Genomic DNA, 23,181 nt, shown 5'->3' on the forward strand with positions numbered 1-23,181 from the left:
CGCATCGTAGACCGCTGATTTCAGTTTCATATCACATCTGGCGCAGCTGAAGCGCCACGGTCGAGAGCGCCATCGCAGCACACGTGTACACGCAGCATCCCCACGCGATCGTTTCCATCGTGATGTGCTGATCGAGTAGTGCTCCAAACAGTACCGGCGATCCTGCTGTTCCAAAGACCATGATCGCTGTCGCGAGCGCCCGGATCGCGCCGAGATGCTTCGTGCCGTACAACTCTGCCCACATCGCGCCAACTACAGGGCCGTTTAATCCTGCCGTGACTCCAAACAACCCAAGGAACAGCCTTGTGCCGATGGGGAGGTCGATCATTGCGATGGCAACGAGACTCAGGGCGAGCGGCACAAGAAAGAGCTTGACAAGGCTGCGCGCTCCAAACCGATCAACGAGCGGGCCAGCAATGAGACTGGTGATAACCTGCGCACCTGCAAAGACCACAAAGCTTCCGGCATACCACTCCTGTGTCCAGTGCTTCAACTCAAGCAAACTGCCGTGATGGAAGAATACACCAGTGACAATGAATCCAGGCGCGATCACCGCTGGCAGCAGCAGGAAGAATCTCGGATCGCGCATGACCTCGTTGCGAGTCCACTGCTTTCCAGTCGTCTTGTGGGAGATCGTGTCTATTCCTGACTGGACAGAGTCAAGATATGCCTGATGGCGTGTGTCGTGTCCGCGCAGTAGCATGAGCACCGATGGAATGAGCACGCATGCAACCGCGATTGCAGCGAACATCCATGTGTCACGCCAACTGAACTCCCAGATTGACAAGACGACCAGCGTTGGGAAGATCGCTTCGCCCGCGGGGAACCCAAGACTCGCGATACTCATCGCCTTACCGCGACGCACGGTGAAGTACCTTGACATGCTTGTCATAGAGGTGTGACTCAACAATCCCTGCCCAAAGAGACGCAGGCAGAAGAATGCGATACCCAGCGTCATTACGTGGTGTGCGTTCGCCATCAGCACGCACGCAAAGCACACGCCCAGGCAGAGCATCATGGTGAACTTACGCAGATCGGTTGTGTCGATCCTCCGTCCGATCTGGATAATTGTGAGTCCGGAGCACAGCGTTGCAAGTGAGTACGTCAATCCATACTGCGTCTTGGTGAGATCGAACTCAACCTCAAGGTGCTGGCCGAACAAGGAGATGAAAAACGTTTGTCCGAAGGATGAGAAGAGGGTGAGCACGAAGCCGAATGCAAGGAAACGCGGCTCTACGCGAAAGAAGCGGATGTAGTCTTTCATGTTGAGAACTGTATTGTCTCAGTCGCATTATCGGCGACTCGGAGGATAGAGAATCTGGGTGTCTTCGCCTGTCGGTCCTGCCGAGGAGAGAGTCCAGCCAATAGCATCAGTTTCCTGCCACAGCAAATATCCGTCAGAGTAGATGTCTCGTGGAACATCGTCCATGAACGCGGGGACCAGTACACTCAGTTCTATAGGCGTTGAGTTTGTGGCAAGCTTGAACTGTTCAACAGCAAGCATCGTGTCTGCAGCGTTGAGCATTTGTGTTGCCTGCCAGTGCTTCAACACAATCCGTTGCAATGAAGGAAATAGCACGCCGGAGAGTGGGGCCTGGAATGGTACTGCCTTGACGTTATGTTCGTGCCGATGGTCAATCTTGTCAAGCCCTAGTTTTGGCCACGCATATGGTGGAACTGTTGCAGCAAGTTTCGATTCGTGTATATATTGTGATGCAAACTCGATTTCTGATTGGCGTGACCCCATGTGCTCTTTGCCAGCCAATTGTGATTCTTCGGTTGGGCTGTCGCTTGTTATGCGTTCAAACTGTTCGATGCCGATTCGGGGCATGGTACCGTCACCCTTTGAAGTGGTTATGTAGCATTCCTGCAGCATATCAAGGAACATGGCATATTCGCCATCAAGAGCCTCCAGCATCGCTGGTTGGAGCGAGATCATGTGCAGTGCCTCACGAAGCTCATTCAGTTGTCTCGCATTCAAAACGAGTTCCTGCTCAATCGCAGTGAGAAGGATATTTGAGACACTCTCAGCACTTGTTGAAGCGCTGACCGTGGCGATAGTTGTTGGTATTTCGCTCATGTGCCGGATAATGCGACACGCAGAAGTAATGTCTGTGAGGAATCGTTCTGGATCATTTTCGGTAACTGCTACCTTAGCATCGAATGTGAGTATGGCGCATGCGATACGCTCGTCACCAAGTACTCGAAAATCTGAGGTGACCAGCCACGTCTTGTGTGCATCATCCTTCGAGCGATTGGGCAGAATAGAAGCACATAGCTTGTATGCTGCTGCTGCAATAGCCAGTTTCCGAAGGTGGTACGCATCCGATTGATATTCCAGCGAGGCCTGTTGCCATCTTGGATCAGACAAGCCTACATCACGAGTTTTCCACCAAGGCATGTCTTGCAAATGAATCTTGGAACATGCCTCACGAAAAACCAGATAGCTTGGCATTGCACGATCATCAATCGCCACAGAACTGAAGCGGTTGTTGTATTCGGCTATAAAATCTCTTCTGGGGAGTTGCAGTGTAGCGGCAATCTCTTGAGCCTGCGCAAATGAACAACCGGTCAGCATGCAGGCGGATATGCAAAGCATGCATACTACCCAATGCTGACCGGTCGAATGTTTCCTGGGCTTGTTCATAGAGAACAATACAACCGTTTACTTTCCTTCGGCATCATCGCCAGATTCTGTAGTATTTCCGCCAAATCCGGTGCCATAAGGCGGCGCGTCGATTAGTTCTGCGCTATGCCAGACTGGCGGATCAATCGGGCGCTGGTTGTTGACGGGAACTGCTGCAATCTCGCGGATCACATCGAAGCCTCGAACTGTCTGTCCGTACGAGGTGTATCTTCCATCAAGGAAGTTTGTGCCGTCACGCGAGAGGCAGATAAAGATCTGTGAGCCGTTGGAGTTTGGATCGCCGGATCGAGCTGTCGAGAGCACACCGAAGTCGTGGGGGAGTTTCGAGTCTTCAAGATCAAAGTTATAGCCGGGACCACCTGAGCCCATGCCTGTTGGATCGCCAGCCTGGATCACAAAGTTCGGACCGACGATGCGGTGGAAGATGATGTCGGTATAGAACCCGCCCTCGACGAGATGGCGGAAGTTCCAGCATGTGTTGGGTGCCTGGTCAGGACGCAGGCGCAGTTCGATGTCACCCTTGCTTGTGTGCATGATGACGTGCTTATCCACATAGATTCGAAAGCCGGAGAATGTCTGTGGCATTGGCGGAAAGATGGGTGCTGCACGTGGGTCGTTCGGATTCTGGATAACCGCGATCGGTCTTGATAGCAGTGGTTGGATGACAAGAGCCGGGCCAACCTTCTCATCGCCGACAACAAGCTGTGCGTACATAAGTGAGTGTGAATCCGCCTTCCACAGCTCAAACATAGTTGCAAGATCCGCCGTTCCGTCGACAACTGCAGCGGAAATGAGCACCTTTGCGGTTTCGGGTTCGAGCAGATCAATGTGCGCATCGCCTGCTGCTCCTGCAGGGAGTTTGACATTGATGGGTACGGGGCGGTCGACACCATAATACAGGTGCTGTGGCTGGAGCTGCGCGTGTGCGCGTGTGCTGATCATCGCGATTGCAGCAACAACAATCGCTGCAATAACTCGCGAGAAGAAATGCTGTGTTTTCATACTGAACATACTCCCTCGGTGTCTGACGGATGAAACTTTTCTTCTGTGATAACCGCTGGAGCGACACCGTGATTCCATGCGATCCCGGGCAGAGCCGGCGATTATATCAGTGATACCACGGTGTGAATGGGAGTAGAATTGAGATCGCGATAAGTGCGATAATGACCCATTCCAGTGTCTCAAGGCGGCGGGTTGAGGTCGCATCGGACATCTTCTGGTACAAACTCTCGGTCGCGGCGAGCTTTCGCTGGACGCTCTCGTGCCATGCAGGCAGATCGAGCCTGTTTGCGGCAAGCTTGTACACCCGTGCGAGATACTGGTTTCCCAGCAGTTTGATTGCGTTGTTGACACCCTCGAACATGACCGCAGCATCTGTCTGGACTGATGCGAACCTGCCGAGCATCCGTCCAGAGGAGAACCCCGGCCAGAGCTTCGTCTGAATGAGTGCAGACAGTGTCTCGTCGGCATTATCAAGGATCGAGTCGAGTTCCTGATCCAGGATGCGATGCTCAAGGAGTTCGACGTTAGCGTGCTGAAGAACTGCGATCACATCATTTGGTTGCTTGTCGAAGAGAATTGCAGCGTTCCAGTCGATCATGGCGAGATCGCTGACAGCATACGAAATAGTGCCGGCTGTTGAACGCTCAGACTGCTCAACTGACAACTCCTCGCGTTCGGCTTCAATTGCTCGCGCAAAGATCGATCGATACTCATTCACAAGGTGGGATGGTTGCACTGAATCATCCCACGACGTGACAGAAAAGATGACGTAGTCCTCGAATGTATCTGCAAGCCGGGGGCGCTCAATTGCTGGCTTGATCACATCAACGATTCGCTGCGCGCGCTGGCGTGCATCTGAAATGAGGGCTTCGTTGTCATACAGATGGATACTGAGTGCTGGGAGTTCACGCAGCGTATTGGGAAGCGGCAGACGATAGGTTAAAAGGACTGCGCCAAAGTCGTAGATGAGAGCCTCAATCACAGGTTCGGTCGTTTGATCTCCAACAGCTACTGGGCTGCCTTCGACCGCGAGCCGAAGCGGTGGAGGCGAGTAGTCAAACCACGTCGGCGATGGTCTGCGGCCGCGAACCACCCTTGTGCGTGTTGCCTGCTGTACAAACGGTTCTGCTGCATCAAGGTTGATCTGAAACCCAATGTCAAACGCAAAGAGCGCCAGGACATGACCCGTGATGCTGGTTGAACTCTTGGGATTTTGTGTGCCCGTCATGGACACTTCCTCGGCAGATGCGAATGGACAGGATCAGTCGATCGTTGCAATGACTTTGACCTCAACAGCAATAGGTGTCGGCAGAGCGCCAATCTCGATTGTTGTTCGGCACGGCTGGTTCTCGGGAAAGTGTTCCGCCCACATCCGATTGAACGTCGGGAAATCGCGTTTCATGTCTGTGAGAAAGACAAGCACATCGACGATCTTCGACCAGTCGGATCCGGCATCCTCAAGCACGGCTTTGACGTTTGCAAACATGCTTCTGCATTGGGCTTCGATGTCATACTCAATCACGTTTCCCTGGCCGTCGAGCACATTGCCGGGAATCTGCTTGGATCCTCGGACGCGAGGCCCGATGCCTGACAGGTAGAGCATGTTTCCAATCCGTCGCGCGTGTGGGTACAAGCCGACAGGCTCTGGTGCTTTCGTTGAATCAATACGTGAGCTCATACCAGAGCATATGCCTGGCGTGGCACACCGGATGTTGTAGCCGTTATTGTTTTACTTCCTGCTCGGCTTTGCACGGTCTTTGATTCGTATCACAAACCGCAATCCCGACCACACCTCGTTCACAGCACAGACCTTGTTGTCGACAAGGCCTGATTGAAGCCCGAACTCCCGAACAAACGTCTCGTCAATATCTGTCTTGACACCAGAAGCTTTCTTTGGCCAGCACACCCACAACCCCCCGTTTTCAACGAGCCGATCTCTGCACTTGTCAAAGTGTTTTCTGATCGCGGCTTGGTCCTTGCAGAAACACAGGATAACGTCGCACGGTGTCGTTGCACGTAGTGTCGATACAACCACAACTTCCTCTGGCATCGGCACAAGATCATTGTCAATGAAGTCGTTTGGCTCGCTGACCACCAGCACCCGGGCGCCAGCTTTGATCCCGAGTTTCTGGGGAAGTGGCGTTCCAGAGTATCCTGCTGGCATTTGCTCTCCTTGTCTGGTGGAAGTTCAGTGAGCCATCCGTTCAGTGCGCTCGAAGTATGCCTCCAGCCCCTTTGGCGGCTTCACTATCGCACGGGTGACGAGCAGAACGTCAAGCAGAACTGCACACACGCCCGCAACAAACAGAACCGATGAGAACGCGATCACATATCTGCCAAGATTCCAAACAAACTCTGCGGTTCGCTGGGGGAGCGAGAACGAGATCAACTGCATGATGTCGCCGATCGCAGCAAGTACAACAACCAATACCAGTGCGTAGATGGTTTGCCGATCTGCACGTCCCTGCCGGAACAGCAATGATCGTGCTGCGAGCAATCGCAGGTTTTTCCTCCCGCCGACGAGAGCACCAACAAGACACGCTGCAATGATCAAGCGAGCAACAGATCTCATGCGCACGGCTTGAGCAAACGAGATGTACGGTTCAGGGTTCCTGCGATCAAGATATCCAAGGACATACCAGGAACCGAATGCGACGCAGAGCATCAGCATCGCACCAACAAGGGTAGAAATGATATGAAATGATCTGGTGTTTTTGATCGGGCGTGCAAATCCAAACAGAGCAATGCCGGACACGCCGATTGCGATCGTCACGATCTCGGCGCTTCGCTGTGGCGGTATCGAAAGATTCAGCCAGTTGATTGTCTGACAGACGTCAAACAGTCTAAGCCATGCAACGAGCAGTGTCGCAACAACGCCTCCGAGTATCCACAGCCAAAGGCTTACTGCGATCAGGCGCGGCCGAAGTAGCGGACTGAGTCGTTCGGCGTGTGGATCAACCACTGCCAGGATACTCACTTGCACCGGAAGACCGCACTCGGGGCAGATGCCCCGAATCGACAACCCGGAGAGATTGTACCGACATCCCGCGCACCTGAGCCCTTCCCCGAGCATCGCGCCAAGTGAGGCACCCAGTGCGACGGGCTGAGGTTGTGTAGGTTCGTGCTGGTCGGTCATGTGTCCTGCATTGTGCGTGCTGGAAGACGTGTTCGCAAGCAGTTCTATCGGCAGAATGCTGGCGTTTGGTGCTCCTGAGCCTACAGTGCGTTCAGCCGAGCACAAACTCGGCAGTTTCAGCATTCTCACAACCATTTCCGACCTGAAATACGGAGATTTGACCACCATGAGCAGCGCCACAGCCAATCCGTCCACCGTCGGCAAGGGGCTTGAGGGTGTCAGTGCGGGCGAAACCTCGATCTGCGCTGTTGATCAGACATCGCTTATCTACCGTGGCTACGAGATCGCGGATCTTGCGGCGCACGCCACCTTCGAGGAGGTTGCGTACCTTCTTCTCGTCGGTCACAAGCCGAACGCGAACGAACTCCGGTTTTTCAAGGATGAACTCGTTGCCAACCGTGCTGTCTCCCCGCAGGTCATCGCGTACCTGCGCGAGGTTGCTCCGATGCTGCGCAATGGGCCGGCTGTTCCAATGGATGTGCTTCGAACCTGTGTGAGCATCATGGGCAACTACGACGCCGATGCGCAGGACAACTCACCGGAAGCCGAACTCCGCAAGGCAAAGCGTCTGCTCGCACAGATTCCAACCGCGATCGGGCACATGCAGCGTCTTGTTGACAAGAAGGAACTCGTCTCACCCGATATCGGCGGCGATGCGCACCTCTCGCACGCGGGCAATCTGCTCTATCTGATGACTGGCGAGAAGCCGAGCGATGAGTTTGCACGCGTGATCGATGTCTCGCTCATCCTGTACGCTGAGCACGACTTCAACGCATCCACCTTCACCTCGCGCATCATCGCGTCCACCCTCGGCGACATGCACAGCGCTGTCACTGGTGCCATCGGCGCGCTCAAGGGCCCGCTCCACGGTGGTGCGAATGAGGCAGCGATGGACATGCTCAAGGAGATGATGCACGACATGAAGGGAGACATCACGCCAGCGAACGTCCAGGCGTGGATGGACAAAGCCTTTGCAGAGAAGCGCAAGCTCATGGGATTCGGGCATCGCGTGTACAAGAACGGCGATCACCGTGCCCCCATCCTCCACGGGCTGGGTCGCAATATCGCTGCGAAGGACACGAAGAACCCCGACGGGTATTCCGCAACAAAGTGGTTCGAGCTTGGCGAGATGGTCCAGAAGATCATGCTCGAACAGAAGAACATCCATCCGAACGTCGACTTCCCGTGCGGTCTGACGTACTTCACGATGGGAATCCCGGTGCCGCAATACACGCCGATCTTTGTTGCATCGCGCGTCTCAGGATGGGCAGCGCACATCATGGAGCAGCACCAGAACAACCGGCTCATCCGTCCGCGGGCGGACTACACGGGTGAGCCGCTGCGGAAGTGGTAGTGGAATCCAAAGCAGTCATGCAGATTCACAAGCCCGATGCAGAATGCGTCGGGTTTTTTGAGTTTGTCGTAGTCGTAGTTCACTCAAATAGTGTTATGGACAACCATTTGCATATGCATTTCCGAAGCAGATGTAATCAAACAAGTTTAGTTGGCCGTTTGTATCGCAGTCTGCATAGCAGCGATTAATATCAAACACGTATACTGATCCGGAATCGACTCCGTTATCATCATCGTGTGGAACTCCAACAACAACAACTCCATTAAAGATTGCTATCGCAAATTTACACCCCAGCAATCCTCGCCAGCCCCTTCTCGACGCACGCAAAGACGCGCGGCCAGTCGGCCTCGTTCATCACGCCCAGCGGCGGGAGCATGCGCACGTGGTATGGACCGTGGCCGCAGTAGAACACGATCACACCCTCGTCAAAGCACGCTTTGCACGCCTTGATGACCTTCTCCTTGTCGCCTCCGAACGGCGTGAATCGCATCATGCCGCCAGTCCCGGATGCGAAGCTGACGACATCGTCGGTCTTTGGGAACCAGTCGGGGTGCTTTGCTGCAAGGGCATCGACGTGCTTGCGGAACAGCGCGTGGTGTTTCGCGTTTGTCCCGTTTGAGCCGTAGTAGTTTCCGTCGCGAAGGCGCTCGATGATCTGCTGGCCAACGCGAAATGACGCACCCTCACCGGTGAATGTACCCGAGAGCAAGCCGGGCTTGGGGTTGTACTGCGGTGTGAAGAGCGTTGCGCAGGCCTGTGTCATCTTGCCGACACAGAACACGTCGACGTACTTGCCCAGATCGAGCGCGTCGTACGCGAACATGGACTCGGTGCGACCCCATGACTGGATCTCGTCGTCCCAGACGGCGATGCCGTTGGCCTTGCACATCTCCATCAGACGCACAAAGAACTCGCGCGGAGCAACATTAAAACCACCCTCGCCCTGCACGAGTTCGAAGATGAAGCATGCGTGCTGCCCCGGGTACCGGTCGATGTACTCCTGCAACTGTGCTGCGATGTTGTTGATGTGCTTGTCCTGGCCGATGCGCTTGGCTTCTGCCTCGTCGTAGAACGGCATGTAATCCACGAGTGTTGAGAGCGGGATGCCCTGGCGATACGCCGGGCCGTCGCCGATCTGCGCCATGGTGACGCTGCGTCCCATGAAGCAGTTTCGAAACGCGATGACGCGCGACGCGGGCGCGTGCTTCTGGTAGCAGATCTTCAGTGCATTCTCGTTGGACATCGCGCCGGATGTCGAGATGAATCCGTGCTGGAGATTCGATCCCTTCTTCGCTTCTGCGATGAGGACGTCGAGGAACTCGTACGCGCTATTGCCGCCCTGCAGGTTGCCGTGCTTGAGTGTGTCCTCAAGCGAGCCGACGAGCGCCGCGCGGATCAGCCCAGGTTCTGAATGACCGAAGAAATGAACGCCGATCCCGCAGATCATGTCCCACATGACTCTGCCGTCAGCGAGTTCCACGAGTGCGCCGTTGCCGATGCCCGATCCGAGATACGGGTAGTACATGCCACGCCCGCGCAGGTCGCCAGCGTGCTTGAGCAGCGCCTCGTACTCGACCTTCAGATCGTCGTGGGCTGGACGGATGTCGGTGATTTGTGCGCTGGCCTTTTTTACCTCTTCCACGATCGCGTCGATGGACGCGTTCACTGCGGGATTGCTGGCAAACGCAGCGCCGATGGTGCTGGCAGCGGTGGCGGCGGGGGAGTAGCAGATGTGGGCGGCTGGCATGGGACACTCCTGAAAACCGGGTTGCGACGGGCAAGGGTAGCCTCGATGTGCACTGTGTCGGCGAAATGACGGGATTTGCTGGAATCCCGCGAGCGATAAGTGCTGCGGTTTCTGGTCTTAGAAGTGTCGGGTGGGTTCTTGTGTGTAGTACAGTTGCCCAATGATTTCGCAGACGGACGCAGCGATTACGTGAAAGCAGCACCATGACAAAGCCGCTCACAATCACAGTTCATGCCACAACACAAACGAACCCCGGTGTGTTGTGTAACAACATCATCGACATGGAGCAGTGGAAGTCGTTTACAGGCTGGGGACCTTTGCCGGGAATCAGCAACGCATCGTTCGAGCTTAGAACGGACGAGATCGTCGGATCACGCATCCGTGCGCACAATACCGACGGCTCCACGCACATTGAGACGATCACCGTGTGGGATCCAAAGCGATGCATCGAACTGACAATGGGTGAGTTTCCGAAGCCGCTGTCCAGGCTGGCAACTTCGTTCACCGAGCGATGGACCTTCTCGCCGCTGAATGATCCAGCAGCCGGATGGAACGCAACAAGAACACTTGAGATGCATCCACGATCGGGATTGACAAGGGTGCTGCTGATCCCGATCGCGTTCATGATGAAGCGGGCGCTGGTGCGTCACAACCGTACTGTGCTATAACGGAGAGTCCTGAAGCAACCGCTGCAATTATTCGATTGCGTCGAGTCCCTGCATTGCCCTGAGCAGATTGATCTGTCCGAAGTGGTATGCATCGTGCGGAAGAAACCAGAGCAGTGGTTCGTTGTCGTCGTTCCCGCTCCGGAACCGATTGCGGATGTGTTCCTGAGTGACGGCAAGTCTGTTCCGAGCCTCGTCCCACGCGTGCTGCGAGACATCGGTGATTGCGGGCCAGATGTGCGCGGGAAGATCGTGCTTGGGTGTGGTCGGCTGGCCATCGATCCGTCTGAGCCATTCCTCACGCCAGAAGCACATGTGCAGCACATGCTGCCAGATGCTCTTACGTCCCGAGGCTGGTGTCCACGAGGCCTGCTCAGGCGTTAATGTGGCTATCGAGGCGTTCCATCCAGCAGCCCACAGCCCGTCGTCCCACGCCTGTTCCCACCAGAACGCAGCCAGATCGCGTGCCGAACTCGAAAGAAGATTCTTTTCTTCTGTTCCCATGTGGGACTGTATGGAACAAATCCAGGTAGTGGGTCAGTTTGAAATCCGGAATTCCGACCCTCGTTTGGACTGACCATCACGCCCACCGTATCGTAACGGGATGCCAGAGCGATCAAGCAACGACGACAAGAAGCCAGCCTCCCCCAAGCGGGAGAAGTCTGGCGGTATCGACGTAAACAAGATCGCGGCGAGAATACTCAAACAGGCTACGGGCGAGGGGGCAGAGGACGACGGCAAAGACCCTGCGGCTGTTGAACTTGGTCGCAAAGGCGGAAAAGCCCGGGCGGCTAAGCAATCATCTGAACAGCGCCGCGAAAGTGCCCGAAATGCATCGAACGCTCGCCGCAACAAAGACTAGCCTTCTTGTGCAAACGGCAAATACTCGGTGAGCCTAAGCATTGGCGGGACTGGAATGCTTCCAATCTCGTCAGTATACAAAAGCCTGTACATTTCTGTGTCGTCCATTTCCATCTTGTCCTTATGGAGACGTACAAGTGCGTCGAATGCTTCTGGTACTTCCTTCTCAATGGGGAGAGGCTCCACCGCTCTCATGTTTGTAGCGTTCATCTTTGTATAGAATCGACGCTGCTGATCTTGGCTGATGATTCCAAGCTGAAGCGCGCGTTGTATGAGTGCGGCTGCTGATACTCGCCATGTGGCCTTTAGCCGAAGCGCAGTGTTTAGATCGAAGTTGCGAAGGTCTGAACGAATCTCCGATCTTGGCATAAGAAGTTCGCTTGCAAAGACATCTGCTTCTTGGTCTGCGTTCTCAGACACAGACGTGAAGTGCATCACAAGATGTCCTATTTCATGCGCAAGACTAAATATCAAGCGTTCTCCGGAAGATTCCGAGTTCAGAAACAGCAATGGAGGTTCGCCGGGCAGTCGTATGTTTGTGCCATCAATCTGGTTTGTACCAAAGTCACAATGAAAAACAATTGCACCGGCGCGCTCAGCAATACGCGTCAGGTTCCGTATTGGCCCCGACGGGATTCTCAGAATCTTTCGCACTTCTTGTGCGACAACTTCTGGACGACCACCAACTTCGTCAACAGGAATGTGCGGGAACATGTCTGGTGCTAGAACCTCAGATGATCGAAGCAGTCGCTTTACCTGAAGGCGACGGATGTTTGCGTTTGCCTGAGCCTGCCTCTTTAGAGCGGCAGGAACTCGTTTTCTACTTCTATAAAGGAAGTCGCCACCAATTCCGTATATAGACTCGTGCTGGTAGAACAACGATGTGTCATAGCGCAAAACCCTTCCGATGTCGCGTACGACTTGTTCTGGCACTGCAACACTGCCGATTTCATATTTCGACACTGAAGCCTGCGATACACCGAGCGCAGAAGCCAGATCGTTCTGGCTCCAGCCACGCGACTCGCGGGCAAGTGCGATCATCTCTCCATTGACCGCTGTCATGTTGTAACCTCTTCGTTTTACGCTATTTTGGGAACAAGTCTCTGAAGTCTTTCAAAATCGCTGACTCGTTCTCTGATTCTCAACTGCATCTCATCGTCGATGGACCCTGACCGCTGTGGTCGTTCGTATTCACGAACCACACGGATCAGTTCACTGCCCTCAAGTCGTTCTCGTATCAGAACGATGCGGCCAATCCACCATTGTGCGACGCCAGCTTCTGTGTAGTCATCTTCCACCGTGTAGGCGAGCGTGACCATCGGACAATCCGTTCCATTTTCATCAACTTCGTCATCACCACCAAACAAACGCGGCTGCGTACAGATGTGCCCACTGGATTGAATATCGAATGATCGTTTGGTGCTGTTACGACGCACTCCATCACCGTTGTACCGAGCCCACCGAATTGCAACGGGCACTTCGCCGGTACTCAACACCATGTAGTCTAGTCCACGTCCGTCGGGCTCTTCACAAATAGTCAGTGCGGGCATGCCGGCTGCATCAACAAGGTTTGTAAAGTGCCGCCGTCCCGTTGCGTGCATCAAGTTTGCTCGCTCGGTTTTCTTCAGAGAACCGGAGAACGGCAGACATGCTCGAACATCTCGCATGCTCATTTCCAGCGCGAGCGCGAATGCGGGATACCAAGGTTCCGTCACGCAAACGATTTCTCTGTCGTCAATTGGCCTGTGCATCATGATCGCATATGGTAGCACACTATGTGCGCAAAAACAACCCAAAATATTCAAGATTTTATTCATCAAAATGGCCAAAAGTCGAAGCGGTTGGATATAATGGTCAGTATGAATAAGCTTTCCACCGCTGATCGGGTCCGAATCGTGTCCGCACTGGTCGAGGGATGTTCGATCCGTGCGACCTCCCGAATGACCGGCGTTGCCAAGGGAACGGTCCTGAAGCTTCTGACCGACCTCGGCCCGGTATGTGCTGCGTACCACGATGAGCATGTGGTGGGCCTCCAAGCCGAGCGCGTCCAGTGCGACGAACTGTGGGCGTTCTGCTACGCCAAGGACAAGAACCTTCCCGACCGGATGCGCGACGAGCCGGGCGTGGGGAGCATCTGGACATGGACGGCGATTGACGCTGACAGCAAGCTGATTATCTCGTACCACGCTGGCAAGCGTGACTCCGAGGACGCCAAGACGTTCATGCTCGATCTTGCTGGCCGGATCGTGAACCGCATCCAGCTTTCGACCGACGGGCACGCTGCGTACCTTGGCGCAGTTGCTGAGGCGTTCGGAAACAACGTGGACTACGCGCAGCTCGTGAAGATTTACGGCGATGATCGCGGCACACAGGCCCGCTACAGCCCCGGCCAATGCATCGGCACACGCAAGATACCCGTGATGGGACAATCGAACGCTGTGGACGTTTGCACCAGCCACGTCGAGCGCAACAACCTCACGATTCGGATGCACATGCGCCGGTACACCCGTTTGACAAACGCATTCAGCAAGAAGCTCTACAACCTGCAATGCGCGATCTCGATTCACTTCATGTACTACAACTTCTGCCGTGTACATTCGTCGCTGCGAGTGACCCCGGCGATGGAGGCCGGGATCGCCGACCATGTGTGGGACATCGAGGAACTTGTGGGCCTGTTGGAGCGTGTCGAGGCCGAACAGATCGAAGCGGGCGCGATGAAACGCGGTCCTTACAAGAAAAAGGCAGATTCAAACTGACCCACTACCCAAATCCACGGGGTGTATCGTTCTGCCCAAACCTGATTCGACCCGACCCGGTCGATTTCCACGGGGCTTTCCCGTCAGCACAGACAGCGTTGCCTTTCTTTGCGAACATGTGTTCGCCCGGCTTCGCGACATTCACCACACATGCAGGACAAAGGAGATTACCATGGCAGCACCTGTCGTTCACTTTGAGATCGGATGCAAGGACCTCGAAAAGACCCGTGATTTTTACTCGAAACTGCTCGGGTGGGAGTACGCCGAGGGCATGCCCAGCATGGCGATGGTCAACAACCTCGGTCCGTACGCCGAGAAGAAGACCGACGGCATCGGCGGACACATTCAGTCGCTGGGACATGAGCCGCACCAGTACGTCACGTTCTACGCGCTCGTGGACGACATCGAAGCAACGCTCGCAAAGTGCGAATCGCTCGGCGGGAGCACGCTCATCCCCAAGCAGGAAGTCCCGGGCATGGGTTGGTTCGCATGGTTCAGAGATCCCGAGGGCAACTGCATCGGTCTGTGGAAAGCCATGCAGCAGGGATAAGAACACACTCCCTTCGATTCAGCACTGCTGAACTTCAGCACACACATCAACCCGTGGCGGGAGTCGCGGGTTGTTTGTGTATGTGGCCTAGCGTGTGTTAGTTTGTGTAGAGTCACCAAACCAGCGCACACGCATTGCGAGTAGAAATGCTGGTGTCACTGGGAATCCCGATGCTGACCCGATGACTGAGTCAATGCCACAGCGCGGACATTGCGCCGTAAGCGATGGCCCCTCTCGCTCATCAAGAAAATCGTGGACGTCATGTGAAGAGAAGATGCCGCAGCAGTAAAAACATCCACAGAGTTCGCTTGCGAGGATCTCCTTGCGATTGCGTATGCAGTGTGTGTGGGCAATGTCCAGATCGAAGTGTTGTTCCATACCAGTGTTCATTTCTCAGAGAAGACAACTACCAGTGCAGCTGCCTTTCCCTCGGCGGCATACTCGGCGTTGACAATGTTTGTACATGTAAAGAGTTCGTCGCGAAGATCTTTCGGCATCGCTTCGGCGTTGTCGACATAGAGCGTTACCGGCTCTGTGTTTGATGCATGGATCATTGTCATGCCGTCGCCTGGATGGTGGAGCGATCGCATGCAATCAATCCACGCGTCCATGTTTCCTCCATAGAACTTTGGGAAACCGAGTGCATCAGCAAAGACGCGATGGAAAGAACGCCTGCAAGTTATCTTTGCTCCATCGATGCGGACAGTTGGCATGGAGATGAGTGTATACGAAAAACCCTCGTGGATGCGAGGGCTTGTTTCGGCATGAGTTTTTGAATGGGTTATGCATTATCCAGTAGTTCGACAGCATCGAACGGCTTGCCCTCAAGCATTTCAAGCGACGCGCCGCCGCCAGTTGAGACGTGGCTGACCTGATCGGAAAGTCCAAAGTGTTCGATTGCAGCTGCCGAGTCGCCGCCGCCGACGATGGTTGTTGCGCCGTTCTTTGTTGCGTGTGCCATCGCTTTGGCGACTGTCTTGGTGCCGATCGAGAACGGTGTCCACTCGAACACTCCCATCGGCCCGTTCCAGACGACGGTCTTCGCGTTCTCAATGATGTTTGCGTATGTTGCCTGTGTTTGTGGCCCGATGTCGAGCCCCATGAACCCGTCGGCGATCGTGTCGGTGTAGACCTCGATATTCGCAGGCGCGTGATCGAACGAGTCGCCACAGACATGGTCCTCGGGCAGGAAGAGATCTGTGTCGAGCTTTGCCGCCAGATCGATCATGCGTTTGGCGTCATTGATGCGATCAGTCTCGACGCGCGAATCTCCGACGTGTCTGCCGAGCGCTTTCAGGAACGTGTAGGCCATGGCGCCGCCGACGAGCAGCGAATCACATTTAGGCAGCAGGTTCTCGATCGCACCCATTTTGTCCGACACTTTCGCACCGCCGAGGATCACGACAAACGGCTTGGTCGGATTAGCAATGGCTGCGCTGAGATACTTGATCTCCTTCTCAACGAGCATGCCAACAACGCGAGGCTTGCCCTCCATTGCGCGTGGCACCGCAACCATGGATGCGTCCGTGCGATGGCATGTGCCAAACGCGTCATTGACGTAGATGTCACCATACGCGGCCAGTTTCATAGCAAAGTCCATGTCACCCGATTTTTCGCCAGCGTGATGTCGAAGGTTCTCAAGGAGGATCACATCGCCGTCACTCATTGCACTGATCGCGTTTGCTGCACCCGCGTCAATACAGTCGTTCGATGGAAACTCAACAGCAGTGCCAAGGATCTCGCCAAGGCGTTTGGCAGCGGGCGCAAGAGACGAGTCCTGCTCGTATCCCTTGCCCTTCGGCCTGCCGAGATGGCTCATAAGGATTGCCTTCCCGCCGCGATCAATGATCGAGCGGATGGTCGGAACCGCTGCGCGAATGCGCTGGTCGTCCTGAATGGAGCCATTCTCCATGGGGACGTTGAAATCCACGCGAACAAGAACACGTTTGCCTTTGACATCCGTGCGAGCGATGGTCTGTTTATTCATGGCAGCCTCGTGGGTTGAGGATGGATCAGTCGTCGATGTGGCCTTCGATGGCCTTGTTGATATTTGTACGAAGCGAACTCAGGCCTTGTTCTTTAAGCTGATCGCCCATCCGGCGCAGGCGTGTTGCGACAGACGAGTCAATGAGCTGATCACCGATGCGCAGGCGGATGCCACCGATCATGGATGAGTCGGTGTAGGGATGCACAATGACTTCCTTGTTGAGCCGATTTCGCAGTTGTGACTTGAGTGCTTCCAGCGCCTCGGCGCTGATGGTTGCTGGTGTGTACACATCCACTTCTACACGGCCGAAGTGCTCTTGCACGATGACGTCGAGTGCGCGGACAATCGCGGGAAGATTGGAGAGTCGGCCCTTGTCGTTGAGCACAAGGAGGAAGTTGAGCACCAGCGATGAGACATTGCCGGTGAGCATGGTTTTCAGGGATGCCGCACGTTTTTCCGTTGGAAGGGCGAGGCTGGCAAGGAACTCATTGAACTGGGCATCCTTGCGAGCAATCTCCAGCACACCCTCCAACTGGGCAAGGACAGATTCTGCCTCGATCTCGCCACCAGCATCGCGTGCGAGTTCGAACAACGCATTCGCGTAGGTGTTTGCAACAATGTCCGGTTCTGATTCGATCAGTGGCATGGTGAGTTCCGTGAGGTTCGAGGCGTGATCCGAACAACCGAAAGATCAGTTGGTGCGGGATATCGACTGGAGTTCTGCGAGCGACTCATCAACCAGACGCTGATGGTCAGCGGCTGAGAGTTCCCGCTGCAGGATCTTTCCGGCAATCTTCGTTGCGAGTGTTGACGCCTCGTTGTAAATATCCGCGACAGCGGCACGGCGAGCGGAATCGATGTCGCGACGTGCCTTGTCCTTCATCGCAGCGAGTTCCTGATCGGCCTTTGCCTTCAGTTCAGCTGCGTAGGTTGCCTGCTGAGCACGAGTCTCCTCAAGCATCTGCTTTGCTTCAGCACGAGCTTCAGCGAGCGATTTTTCGTACTCAACGAGTGCTTCCTTGGCCTGGATACGCGCGTTCTCAGCCGCCTTGATCTCATCACGGAACTTGGACTCGCGATCGGAAAGTCCCTTTTCGATCTTTGGCCAGATCTTTGTAGCGAATACGAAGAAGACAACGCCGAACGCGATCAACGCGGTGATCGCGGTCCACATGGCTTCCTTGGGCTTTGCAATTGGGCTGGCGGCTCCATGCTCATCGTGCCCGCTGGCAGCGTGCTCGTCATTGTGACCCGATTCTTCCTGATGCCCTGGTTCGGCATGAGCAGGAGTTGATTCGCCGTGGTTTTCCGGTTGAGCGTGTGTGGTTTCTTCACCGTGCTCGCCCTGTGCGGATGCGACTGGCGTGAGGACCACGCTGAGCGTCATTACGCATACGCATGTGAGGAGAAAACGAATGAGTGGAAGACGTTGTGTTGTCATCGAGGACATGGATTTGTGTCTCCGAACGGTGGGACCGACATTCGAGTATGCGATCCAGCTATGTCATAGCTGTCTCGCGATTCGAGCCAAAGCCGACTCGCCCGTGTCCGGACGAATCGGTACGTTGCACATTGTGGCTGAAAGATCATGCGATCTCAGCCCTCGGCTTCAGAGAGCCGCAAGCAGACCGACGACAACTGCGAACAGCGTCGCACCTTCGACGAGAGCCGCTGTCAGAATCATGTTGGTGACGATGGGGCCTGAGGCTTCCGGCTGGCGGGCGATGGATTCGACCGCACCCTTACCGATCAGACCGATGCCAAGACCACCGCCGATGACAGCGAGGCCGGCACCCATTGCGGCGAGACCCTTGCCAACGCCGTCAAACGCGCCTGCCTGCGCCATGGCTGCGACGGGTGCTGCTGCGATTGTGCCGAAGGCGAGCATAAGAGACTTGGTTGTGATCATGGCTTTCTTTCTTCCTTAAACTCAGAACGAACCGTGAACGTGGGACTGTTGTCTGCCGCGAGGAGAACCCAGGGCCCGGTGGCCGAGCGTTCCCGATTGTCGAAAGCACCAACCCCTCCCCGCGGCGAACGGGCCGATCGGTGCGATTGCTGTTTTACGCCGCGTGCGCGTGCGTGTGATGATCGTCATGTTCGTGATCATGATCGCCGTGATGCGACAACATGGAGATGAACACGGCTGTCAGGAACATGAAAACAAATGCCTGCAGGAAGGCAACAAACAACTCAAGGAAATAGATTGCAATCACACCAATCGCTGAGACGAGTGAGATCGGTGCACCGAGCACATTGCCCTTCTCAAGCAGCATGACAATGCCCGCACCAGCGAACATCAGCAGCGTTGCGACAAGTGTGTGGCCAGCTGTCATGTTGGCGAACAAACGAATGGCGAGCGCCACAGGCTTAATGAAGATACCGGCAACCTCAATGGTCACCATAAGCGGCCATAGAGCAACCGGCGCATCGGCAGTCAGATGCTTGAGATACCCACCAATACCAAGTTCCTTGATACCTGCGATGTTGATCACAAGACCGGCGACAAGAGCCAGAATACCCGTGACGTAGATGCTTTGCGTGGCAGTGCCACCGATCCATGCGGTATGCATGTCGCCACCTGTGAAGTGGTTAAAAAGCATATTGAGGTCAAGCAGCGGTACAAGTCCGAGGAGGTTGTTCATCAGGATAAAGAAGAACAACGCCCAAAGGAACGGCATGAACGTCTTTGTGCGTTCCCCGAGCAGCGGCTTGACCATCTCGTCACGCAGATAGATTGCAATGACCTCGATCATTGATGCAAACGAGTTTTTTGCGAGATACCGGTCGTTGCCTTCGGACTCGGGGCCGGTGCCGATCTTGTTCGCGACATACATCCCGAGCACTATAAGAAGGACAGCTGCGATGACGATGTTCGTCTGATTCGCGGTCCACACCCACCAACCGCCTATCTCAAGCGCCTTGTGGTTAATGATGTGTTCGATTGGGCTTGCTGCCAACGTGAACATGCGAAATGGATCCTTCCGAAACGAACAGCCTCAAATCAGGTTCAATCAGGCAGCCTGCTCATCTGCACGCTGTGTGCTGCCAGATTCCGATCGAAACGAACGAACAGCATCATCTTCGGATGGTGCAGCATCAGTGTGTGTGTATGTGTGTGTCGATGTTGTCGGCTGGCTTGACGATGCGGACATCAACATCACTGTCTCTGCGATCAGCATGCACAAACCGGTGACAAGGAATGATGCCCAGAACGGCACCTTGTCTGGCTCAGCAAGCAAATAAACCGCAAGAGCCAGAGCCACCGATGAGAGCATTCGGCTTGCGCCACCAACCAGACAAATTAACGTGAAAGTTCCATGTGAGGTGGCTTGGGCACGGATACCGGTCAGCAGGGTCAAGCCAATAATTGTGCCAACGACTGATGGTGCGATAGCTGCTAATGCGGAAACAGGATCTGCACTCGGCATGGCACCAAGAATGACACCAGCAGTTGCAAGGGGAACTGCAAATGACAGTCCAACCAGCACAAGCGCAAGCTTCCTGATGTTGACCCGACCCGGGCCAGCATGAGGTGTGGAGGGTTGCTGGTGCGATCCTGCTGTCTGCATAACCTCGACTTTCAGGGTGCGTTCACGGTTTTTGTGGGCTTTGAATCCCGTATCAATGACAAACCGGCCAGCCAGAACGGAGGCTCACCGAAGGGCCACAAGGATAGCGTGCAAGCACCCTGACGGCGAGTTTTTCGTCAGGAAAAGGGTGCGGGTCTGACCAACTCAGCGTGCCGAACCGAGTGCAATCCCAGGGAGCCGTCTCAGCCGACAGACTGCCCAGATAAAGAACGAAATCTGTCGGGCAGATTTCACTCAAGGCTGAAACCACACCTACTGTTTTCAAGAATGAGTGAAACTTCCGCCATCCCAGCATCGCCCAGACAGCGGGCCGGATTCGAGGTGCAAGCCCCTTGCTCGTCGCCGGGAGTGGCACTCTCGGACCGAATCGCAGCAGGGCTGGCCCGTGTTTCAGATCTAATGGAAGCAGAACTCGCCTCGACCAGCCCTGTTGTTGGGACGGTGATTGGTCATCTGGCCCGGTACCGAGGCAAGATGCTCCGCCCGACGCTGGTGCTGACTTTCGCCGAACTAGCGGACGATCGCTCGCAGATATCAGAGGACTCAATCCGTCTGGCTGCGGTGTGCGAGATGGTCCATCTGGCGACGCTGGTCCATGACGATGTGCTCGATGCCGCGCAGACACGCCGCGGTGGTCCATCAATCAACGCTCGCCACGGCAACGAGACTGCGGTGCTGCTCGGTGATCTGCTGTTCTCACGCGCATACGCGCTCTGCGCCCGCGTGCAATCACCCGACAGTGAACGCCCTTATGCGGAACTGATGGGTGATATTGCTGCGACCATGTGCGAGGGGGAACTGCTCCAACTCCATCATCGGAACGATCAGCGTGTGGCGCGCGAAACATACTTTGACATTGTCAACGCCAAGACCGCAGGGTTGATCGGGCTGTCGTGCAGATTCGGCGCGGTGGCAGCAATGCCACACGACAGCGAAACATGCGATCGCGTCGAACGCATCGGCAGGTTGCTTGGTGCAGCGTTCCAGATTCAGGATGACATCCTCGATCTGACCAGCACCGAAGATACACTCGGAAAGCCAACAGGCAAGGACCTTGGCTGTGGCACATTCACATTGCCATTGATCCTCTATCTGCACAGTGCATTAGACCACGATCGCAACGTGTGCAACTCACTCATCGAGCGCATGGCAGACGAACCTTCGGTTGCGCATGCGGCACGAACACAACTCGTGTCTTTGCTCGAATCGTCTGGCGCGATGGCCAGCGCCCGCAATGAAGCGCAGAAGCTCGTCACCGAAGCAGCCGCAGACATCAGCAGATTCCCGGTGTCAGAAGCACGCACAGCATTGCTTGCTATGGCACAGCAGGTGCTGGATCGGGCTAGGTAGCTTCATCCTTGATGCATTCCTCGTTTGGTATGTAGCAAGGTGTTTGACCACAGGCCAATATGTTCAACGTGAAGACGTGGGCTATGCGGTCCGTTTGGAATCGGTTGCTCCTAGTACATACAGATTGACAACAGGCGTGTTTTCCAGTACTTTGCTATGGTTCACTAGGGAGCCACACAAGAGAGCGACTCGAAAGTTGAGAGAGATATGATCTCAAAGCAGCTAGTTATCGTCGCCGCACTCGCGGGCTTCACCACCAGTGTCCACGCGCAGTGGACGGTCACAAACCTACACCCACCGGGCTTGTCAAGCGGGTGGCAATCTGAGGCTTTGGCTATCAGTGGCGGACAGCAGGTAGGATTAGTGTTTGGAGGATCTGGGGTCGGTCGTGCCATTCTGTGGAGCGGCTCGGCTGCCTCGTGGATCGACCTGAGTCCGCCTGGTTCGAGTTGGTCACGGGCTGTTGCTGTGAGCGGTGGACAGCAGGTAGGGTCAGCCACTATTGGGAATACTCGCGCCGGCTTGTGGAACGGCACAGCCGCCTCGTGGGTTGACTTACACCCGACCGCGACGACCGGCACGATAAATGCATACTCCGGGGCGATTGCAACTAGCGGCGGGCAGCAAGTGGGCTTTGTCGCTATTCGGAAGGCGGGGGCTCCAGGCATTTCGGGTGTGCCGCACGCCAGCCTGTGGAGCGGGTCGGCCGAGTCGTGGGTTGATCTGCACCCGGCTGGCGCGGATGCGTCTGCTGCCTATGGCATCAGTGGCGGGCAGCAGGCGGGGCTAGTCGCGTTGGGTGGTGTGGTCCGCGCCAGTCTATGGAGCGGGACGGCCGAATCTTGGGTTGACTTGAACCCGACCAACTCGACGTGGTCTAGGGCCGAAGCGATCAGCGACGGGCAGCAGGCGGGCTGGGTCGTGGTGGACGACGTCACCCGCGCCAGTCTGTGGAGTGGGTCGGCCGAATCTTGGGTTGATCTCAATCCTGAAAGTTCGACGCTGTCCCGGGCCTATGCCACCAATGGCGAACATCAAGCGGGGTACGTTGAAGTGGCTGGGGTGTTTCGTGCCAGTCTGTGGAGTGGCACAGCAGCCTCGTGGATCGATCTGCACGCCTTTCTGCCGGTTGAGTTCAGCTCAAGTCAGGCCAGAGGCATCTCCAATGACGGTGTAACACTCTCTGTCGTTGGCTTCGGTTTCAACTCCGTGACTCAACGCGAAGAAGCCCTGCTCTGGACGATGCCACTGCCATCCGCATGCTACGCAGATTGCGATGAGAACGGCACGCTTGACACATTCGATTACATCTGCTTTGGCAATGCTTACGTAGCGAACGAGCCGTACGCAGATTGCGATGGTGATGGCGACTTTGATATCTTCGACTACATCTGCTTCGGCAATGCATATGCGGCCGGGTGTCCGTGACGACGTAGTTCCCAAAGATTTAGCGCCGGGTATTAGGGTGTTCGTGTGGCATGGACATGCTGCATGCTGTTACGTGAACACACTGCACGTCCGACATGCGTAAGA

At 55.4% G+C, this 23,181-nt stretch carries 26 protein-coding genes; 7 read left to right on the top strand and 19 right to left on the bottom strand.

Annotated features, from left to right (window positions below; translation table 11 throughout):
- Positions 1 to 31 precede the first annotated feature (31 nt).
- The 7 genes from H6815_12575 to H6815_12605 form a co-directional block, all read right to left on the bottom strand.
- Positions 32 to 1,264, bottom strand: a complete 1,233-nt coding sequence (locus H6815_12575; protein ID MCB9861276.1) for an MFS transporter — start codon at positions 1,262 to 1,264, stop codon at positions 32 to 34.
- 27 nt (positions 1,265 to 1,291) lie between these two features.
- Positions 1,292 to 2,371 (bottom strand): hypothetical protein, encoded by a 1,080-nt coding sequence (locus H6815_12580; protein MCB9861277.1) that lies wholly within the window; start codon positions 2,369 to 2,371, stop codon positions 1,292 to 1,294.
- A gap of 294 nt (positions 2,372 to 2,665) precedes the next feature.
- Positions 2,666 to 3,181, bottom strand: a complete 516-nt coding sequence (locus tag H6815_12585; protein MCB9861278.1) for a peptidylprolyl isomerase — start codon at positions 3,179 to 3,181, stop codon at positions 2,666 to 2,668.
- Between the two features lie 574 nt (positions 3,182 to 3,755).
- Entirely contained in the window at positions 3,756 to 4,877 is a 1,122-nt protein-coding gene (locus H6815_12590; protein MCB9861279.1) for a hypothetical protein, read from the bottom strand.
- A gap of 33 nt (positions 4,878 to 4,910) precedes the next feature.
- Positions 4,911 to 5,327 carry a RidA family protein gene (locus tag H6815_12595; protein MCB9861280.1) on the bottom strand — a complete coding sequence of 139 codons (417 nt, stop codon included), beginning with the start codon at positions 5,325 to 5,327 and terminating at the stop codon, positions 4,911 to 4,913.
- Positions 5,328 to 5,378: 51 nt separating this feature from the next.
- Positions 5,379 to 5,813, bottom strand: a complete 435-nt coding sequence (locus H6815_12600; GenBank protein MCB9861281.1) for a DUF3052 family protein — start codon at positions 5,811 to 5,813, stop codon at positions 5,379 to 5,381.
- A gap of 24 nt (positions 5,814 to 5,837) precedes the next feature.
- A complete protein-coding gene (locus H6815_12605) occupies positions 5,838 to 6,914 on the bottom strand; it encodes a hypothetical protein (protein MCB9861282.1) in 1,077 nt (358 codons plus the stop codon).
- A gap of 37 nt (positions 6,915 to 6,951) precedes the next feature.
- Between H6815_12605 and H6815_12610 the strand changes: the two genes are divergently transcribed.
- Positions 6,952 to 8,139: a citrate synthase gene (locus tag H6815_12610; protein MCB9861283.1), complete on the top strand. Its 1,188-nt coding sequence runs from the start codon at positions 6,952 to 6,954 to the stop codon at positions 8,137 to 8,139.
- 93 nt (positions 8,140 to 8,232) lie between these two features.
- On the opposite strand, the gene H6815_12615 is transcribed toward H6815_12610, so the two are convergent.
- Together H6815_12615 and H6815_12620 are read right to left on the bottom strand one after the other, a co-directional pair.
- Positions 8,233 to 8,436, bottom strand: coding sequence for an FG-GAP repeat protein (locus H6815_12615; protein MCB9861284.1), 204 nt, complete (start codon positions 8,434 to 8,436; stop codon positions 8,233 to 8,235).
- Positions 8,423 to 9,886 (bottom strand): aminotransferase class III-fold pyridoxal phosphate-dependent enzyme, encoded by a 1,464-nt coding sequence (locus H6815_12620; protein ID MCB9861285.1) that lies wholly within the window; start codon positions 9,884 to 9,886, stop codon positions 8,423 to 8,425. Before H6815_12620 ends, H6815_12615 begins: the two co-directional genes overlap by 14 nt.
- Before the next feature lie 203 nt (positions 9,887 to 10,089).
- On the opposite strand from H6815_12620, the gene H6815_12625 reads away from it, so the two are divergent.
- Positions 10,090 to 10,554: a hypothetical protein gene (locus tag H6815_12625; protein ID MCB9861286.1), complete on the top strand. Its 465-nt coding sequence runs from the start codon at positions 10,090 to 10,092 to the stop codon at positions 10,552 to 10,554.
- A 27-nt stretch (positions 10,555 to 10,581) separates the two neighbouring features.
- On the opposite strand, the gene H6815_12630 is transcribed toward H6815_12625, so the two are convergent.
- Positions 10,582 to 11,055 carry a DinB family protein gene (locus tag H6815_12630; protein MCB9861287.1) on the bottom strand — a complete coding sequence of 158 codons (474 nt, stop codon included), beginning with the start codon at positions 11,053 to 11,055 and terminating at the stop codon, positions 10,582 to 10,584.
- Positions 11,056 to 11,155: 100 nt separating this feature from the next.
- On the opposite strand from H6815_12630, the gene H6815_12635 reads away from it, so the two are divergent.
- Positions 11,156 to 11,413, top strand: a complete 258-nt coding sequence (locus H6815_12635) for an RNA-binding protein (GenBank protein ID MCB9861288.1) — start codon at positions 11,156 to 11,158, stop codon at positions 11,411 to 11,413.
- Here the strand turns inward: H6815_12635 and H6815_12640 are convergent.
- Entirely contained in the window at positions 11,410 to 12,474 is a 1,065-nt protein-coding gene (locus H6815_12640; GenBank protein ID MCB9861289.1) for an ImmA/IrrE family metallo-endopeptidase, read from the bottom strand. The two genes, H6815_12635 and H6815_12640, sit on opposite strands and share 4 nt — an antisense overlap.
- A 17-nt stretch (positions 12,475 to 12,491) precedes the next feature.
- Positions 12,492 to 13,166: a hypothetical protein gene (locus H6815_12645; GenBank protein ID MCB9861290.1), complete on the bottom strand. Its 675-nt coding sequence runs from the start codon at positions 13,164 to 13,166 to the stop codon at positions 12,492 to 12,494.
- A 105-nt stretch (positions 13,167 to 13,271) separates the two neighbouring features.
- Here H6815_12645 and H6815_12650 point away from each other — a divergent pair, with 105 nt between their 5' ends.
- Positions 13,272 to 14,168, top strand: coding sequence for a DDE-type integrase/transposase/recombinase (locus tag H6815_12650; GenBank protein MCB9861291.1), 897 nt, complete (start codon positions 13,272 to 13,274; stop codon positions 14,166 to 14,168).
- Positions 14,169 to 14,340: 172 nt separating this feature from the next.
- Positions 14,341 to 14,718 carry a VOC family protein gene (locus H6815_12655; GenBank protein ID MCB9861292.1) on the top strand — a complete coding sequence of 126 codons (378 nt, stop codon included), beginning with the start codon at positions 14,341 to 14,343 and terminating at the stop codon, positions 14,716 to 14,718.
- Positions 14,719 to 15,104: 386 nt separating this feature from the next.
- On the opposite strand, the gene H6815_12660 is transcribed toward H6815_12655, so the two are convergent.
- From H6815_12660 to H6815_12690, 7 genes are all read right to left on the bottom strand, one after another.
- Entirely contained in the window at positions 15,105 to 15,431 is a 327-nt protein-coding gene (locus H6815_12660) for a barstar family protein (protein ID MCB9861293.1), read from the bottom strand.
- A 68-nt stretch (positions 15,432 to 15,499) separates the two neighbouring features.
- The gene (locus tag H6815_12665; GenBank protein ID MCB9861294.1) at positions 15,500 to 16,705 is read right to left on the bottom strand and encodes a phosphoglycerate kinase; all 1,206 of its coding nucleotides are present in this window, start codon (positions 16,703 to 16,705) and stop codon (positions 15,500 to 15,502) included.
- Between the two features lie 25 nt (positions 16,706 to 16,730).
- On the bottom strand, positions 16,731 to 17,351 hold the full coding sequence (gene atpH / locus H6815_12670; protein ID MCB9861295.1) for an ATP synthase F1 subunit delta: 621 nt from the start codon (positions 17,349 to 17,351) through the stop codon (positions 16,731 to 16,733).
- A 45-nt stretch (positions 17,352 to 17,396) separates the two neighbouring features.
- Positions 17,397 to 18,155: a F0F1 ATP synthase subunit B gene (gene atpF, locus H6815_12675; GenBank protein MCB9861296.1), complete on the bottom strand. Its 759-nt coding sequence runs from the start codon at positions 18,153 to 18,155 to the stop codon at positions 17,397 to 17,399.
- Between the two features lie 159 nt (positions 18,156 to 18,314).
- Complete coding sequence (gene atpE, locus H6815_12680) at positions 18,315 to 18,593, bottom strand: ATP synthase F0 subunit C (protein MCB9861297.1); 279 nt, start codon at positions 18,591 to 18,593, stop codon at positions 18,315 to 18,317.
- 175 nt (positions 18,594 to 18,768) lie between these two features.
- Positions 18,769 to 19,674, bottom strand: a complete 906-nt coding sequence (gene atpB, locus H6815_12685; GenBank protein ID MCB9861298.1) for a F0F1 ATP synthase subunit A — start codon at positions 19,672 to 19,674, stop codon at positions 18,769 to 18,771.
- A gap of 45 nt (positions 19,675 to 19,719) precedes the next feature.
- A complete protein-coding gene (locus H6815_12690) occupies positions 19,720 to 20,277 on the bottom strand; it encodes a hypothetical protein (protein MCB9861299.1) in 558 nt (185 codons plus the stop codon).
- Between the two features lie 288 nt (positions 20,278 to 20,565).
- On the opposite strand from H6815_12690, the gene H6815_12695 reads away from it, so the two are divergent.
- Both H6815_12695 and H6815_12700 read left to right on the top strand, forming a co-directional pair.
- Positions 20,566 to 21,648, top strand: coding sequence for a polyprenyl synthetase family protein (locus tag H6815_12695; GenBank protein ID MCB9861300.1), 1,083 nt, complete (start codon positions 20,566 to 20,568; stop codon positions 21,646 to 21,648).
- A gap of 207 nt (positions 21,649 to 21,855) precedes the next feature.
- Positions 21,856 to 23,076: a hypothetical protein gene (locus H6815_12700; protein MCB9861301.1), complete on the top strand. Its 1,221-nt coding sequence runs from the start codon at positions 21,856 to 21,858 to the stop codon at positions 23,074 to 23,076.
- Positions 23,077 to 23,181: the final 105 nt, after the last annotated feature.

It is taken from the genome of Phycisphaeraceae bacterium (assembly GCA_020639155.1).
Lineage (GTDB): Bacteria > Planctomycetota > Phycisphaerae > Phycisphaerales > UBA1924 > JACKHF01.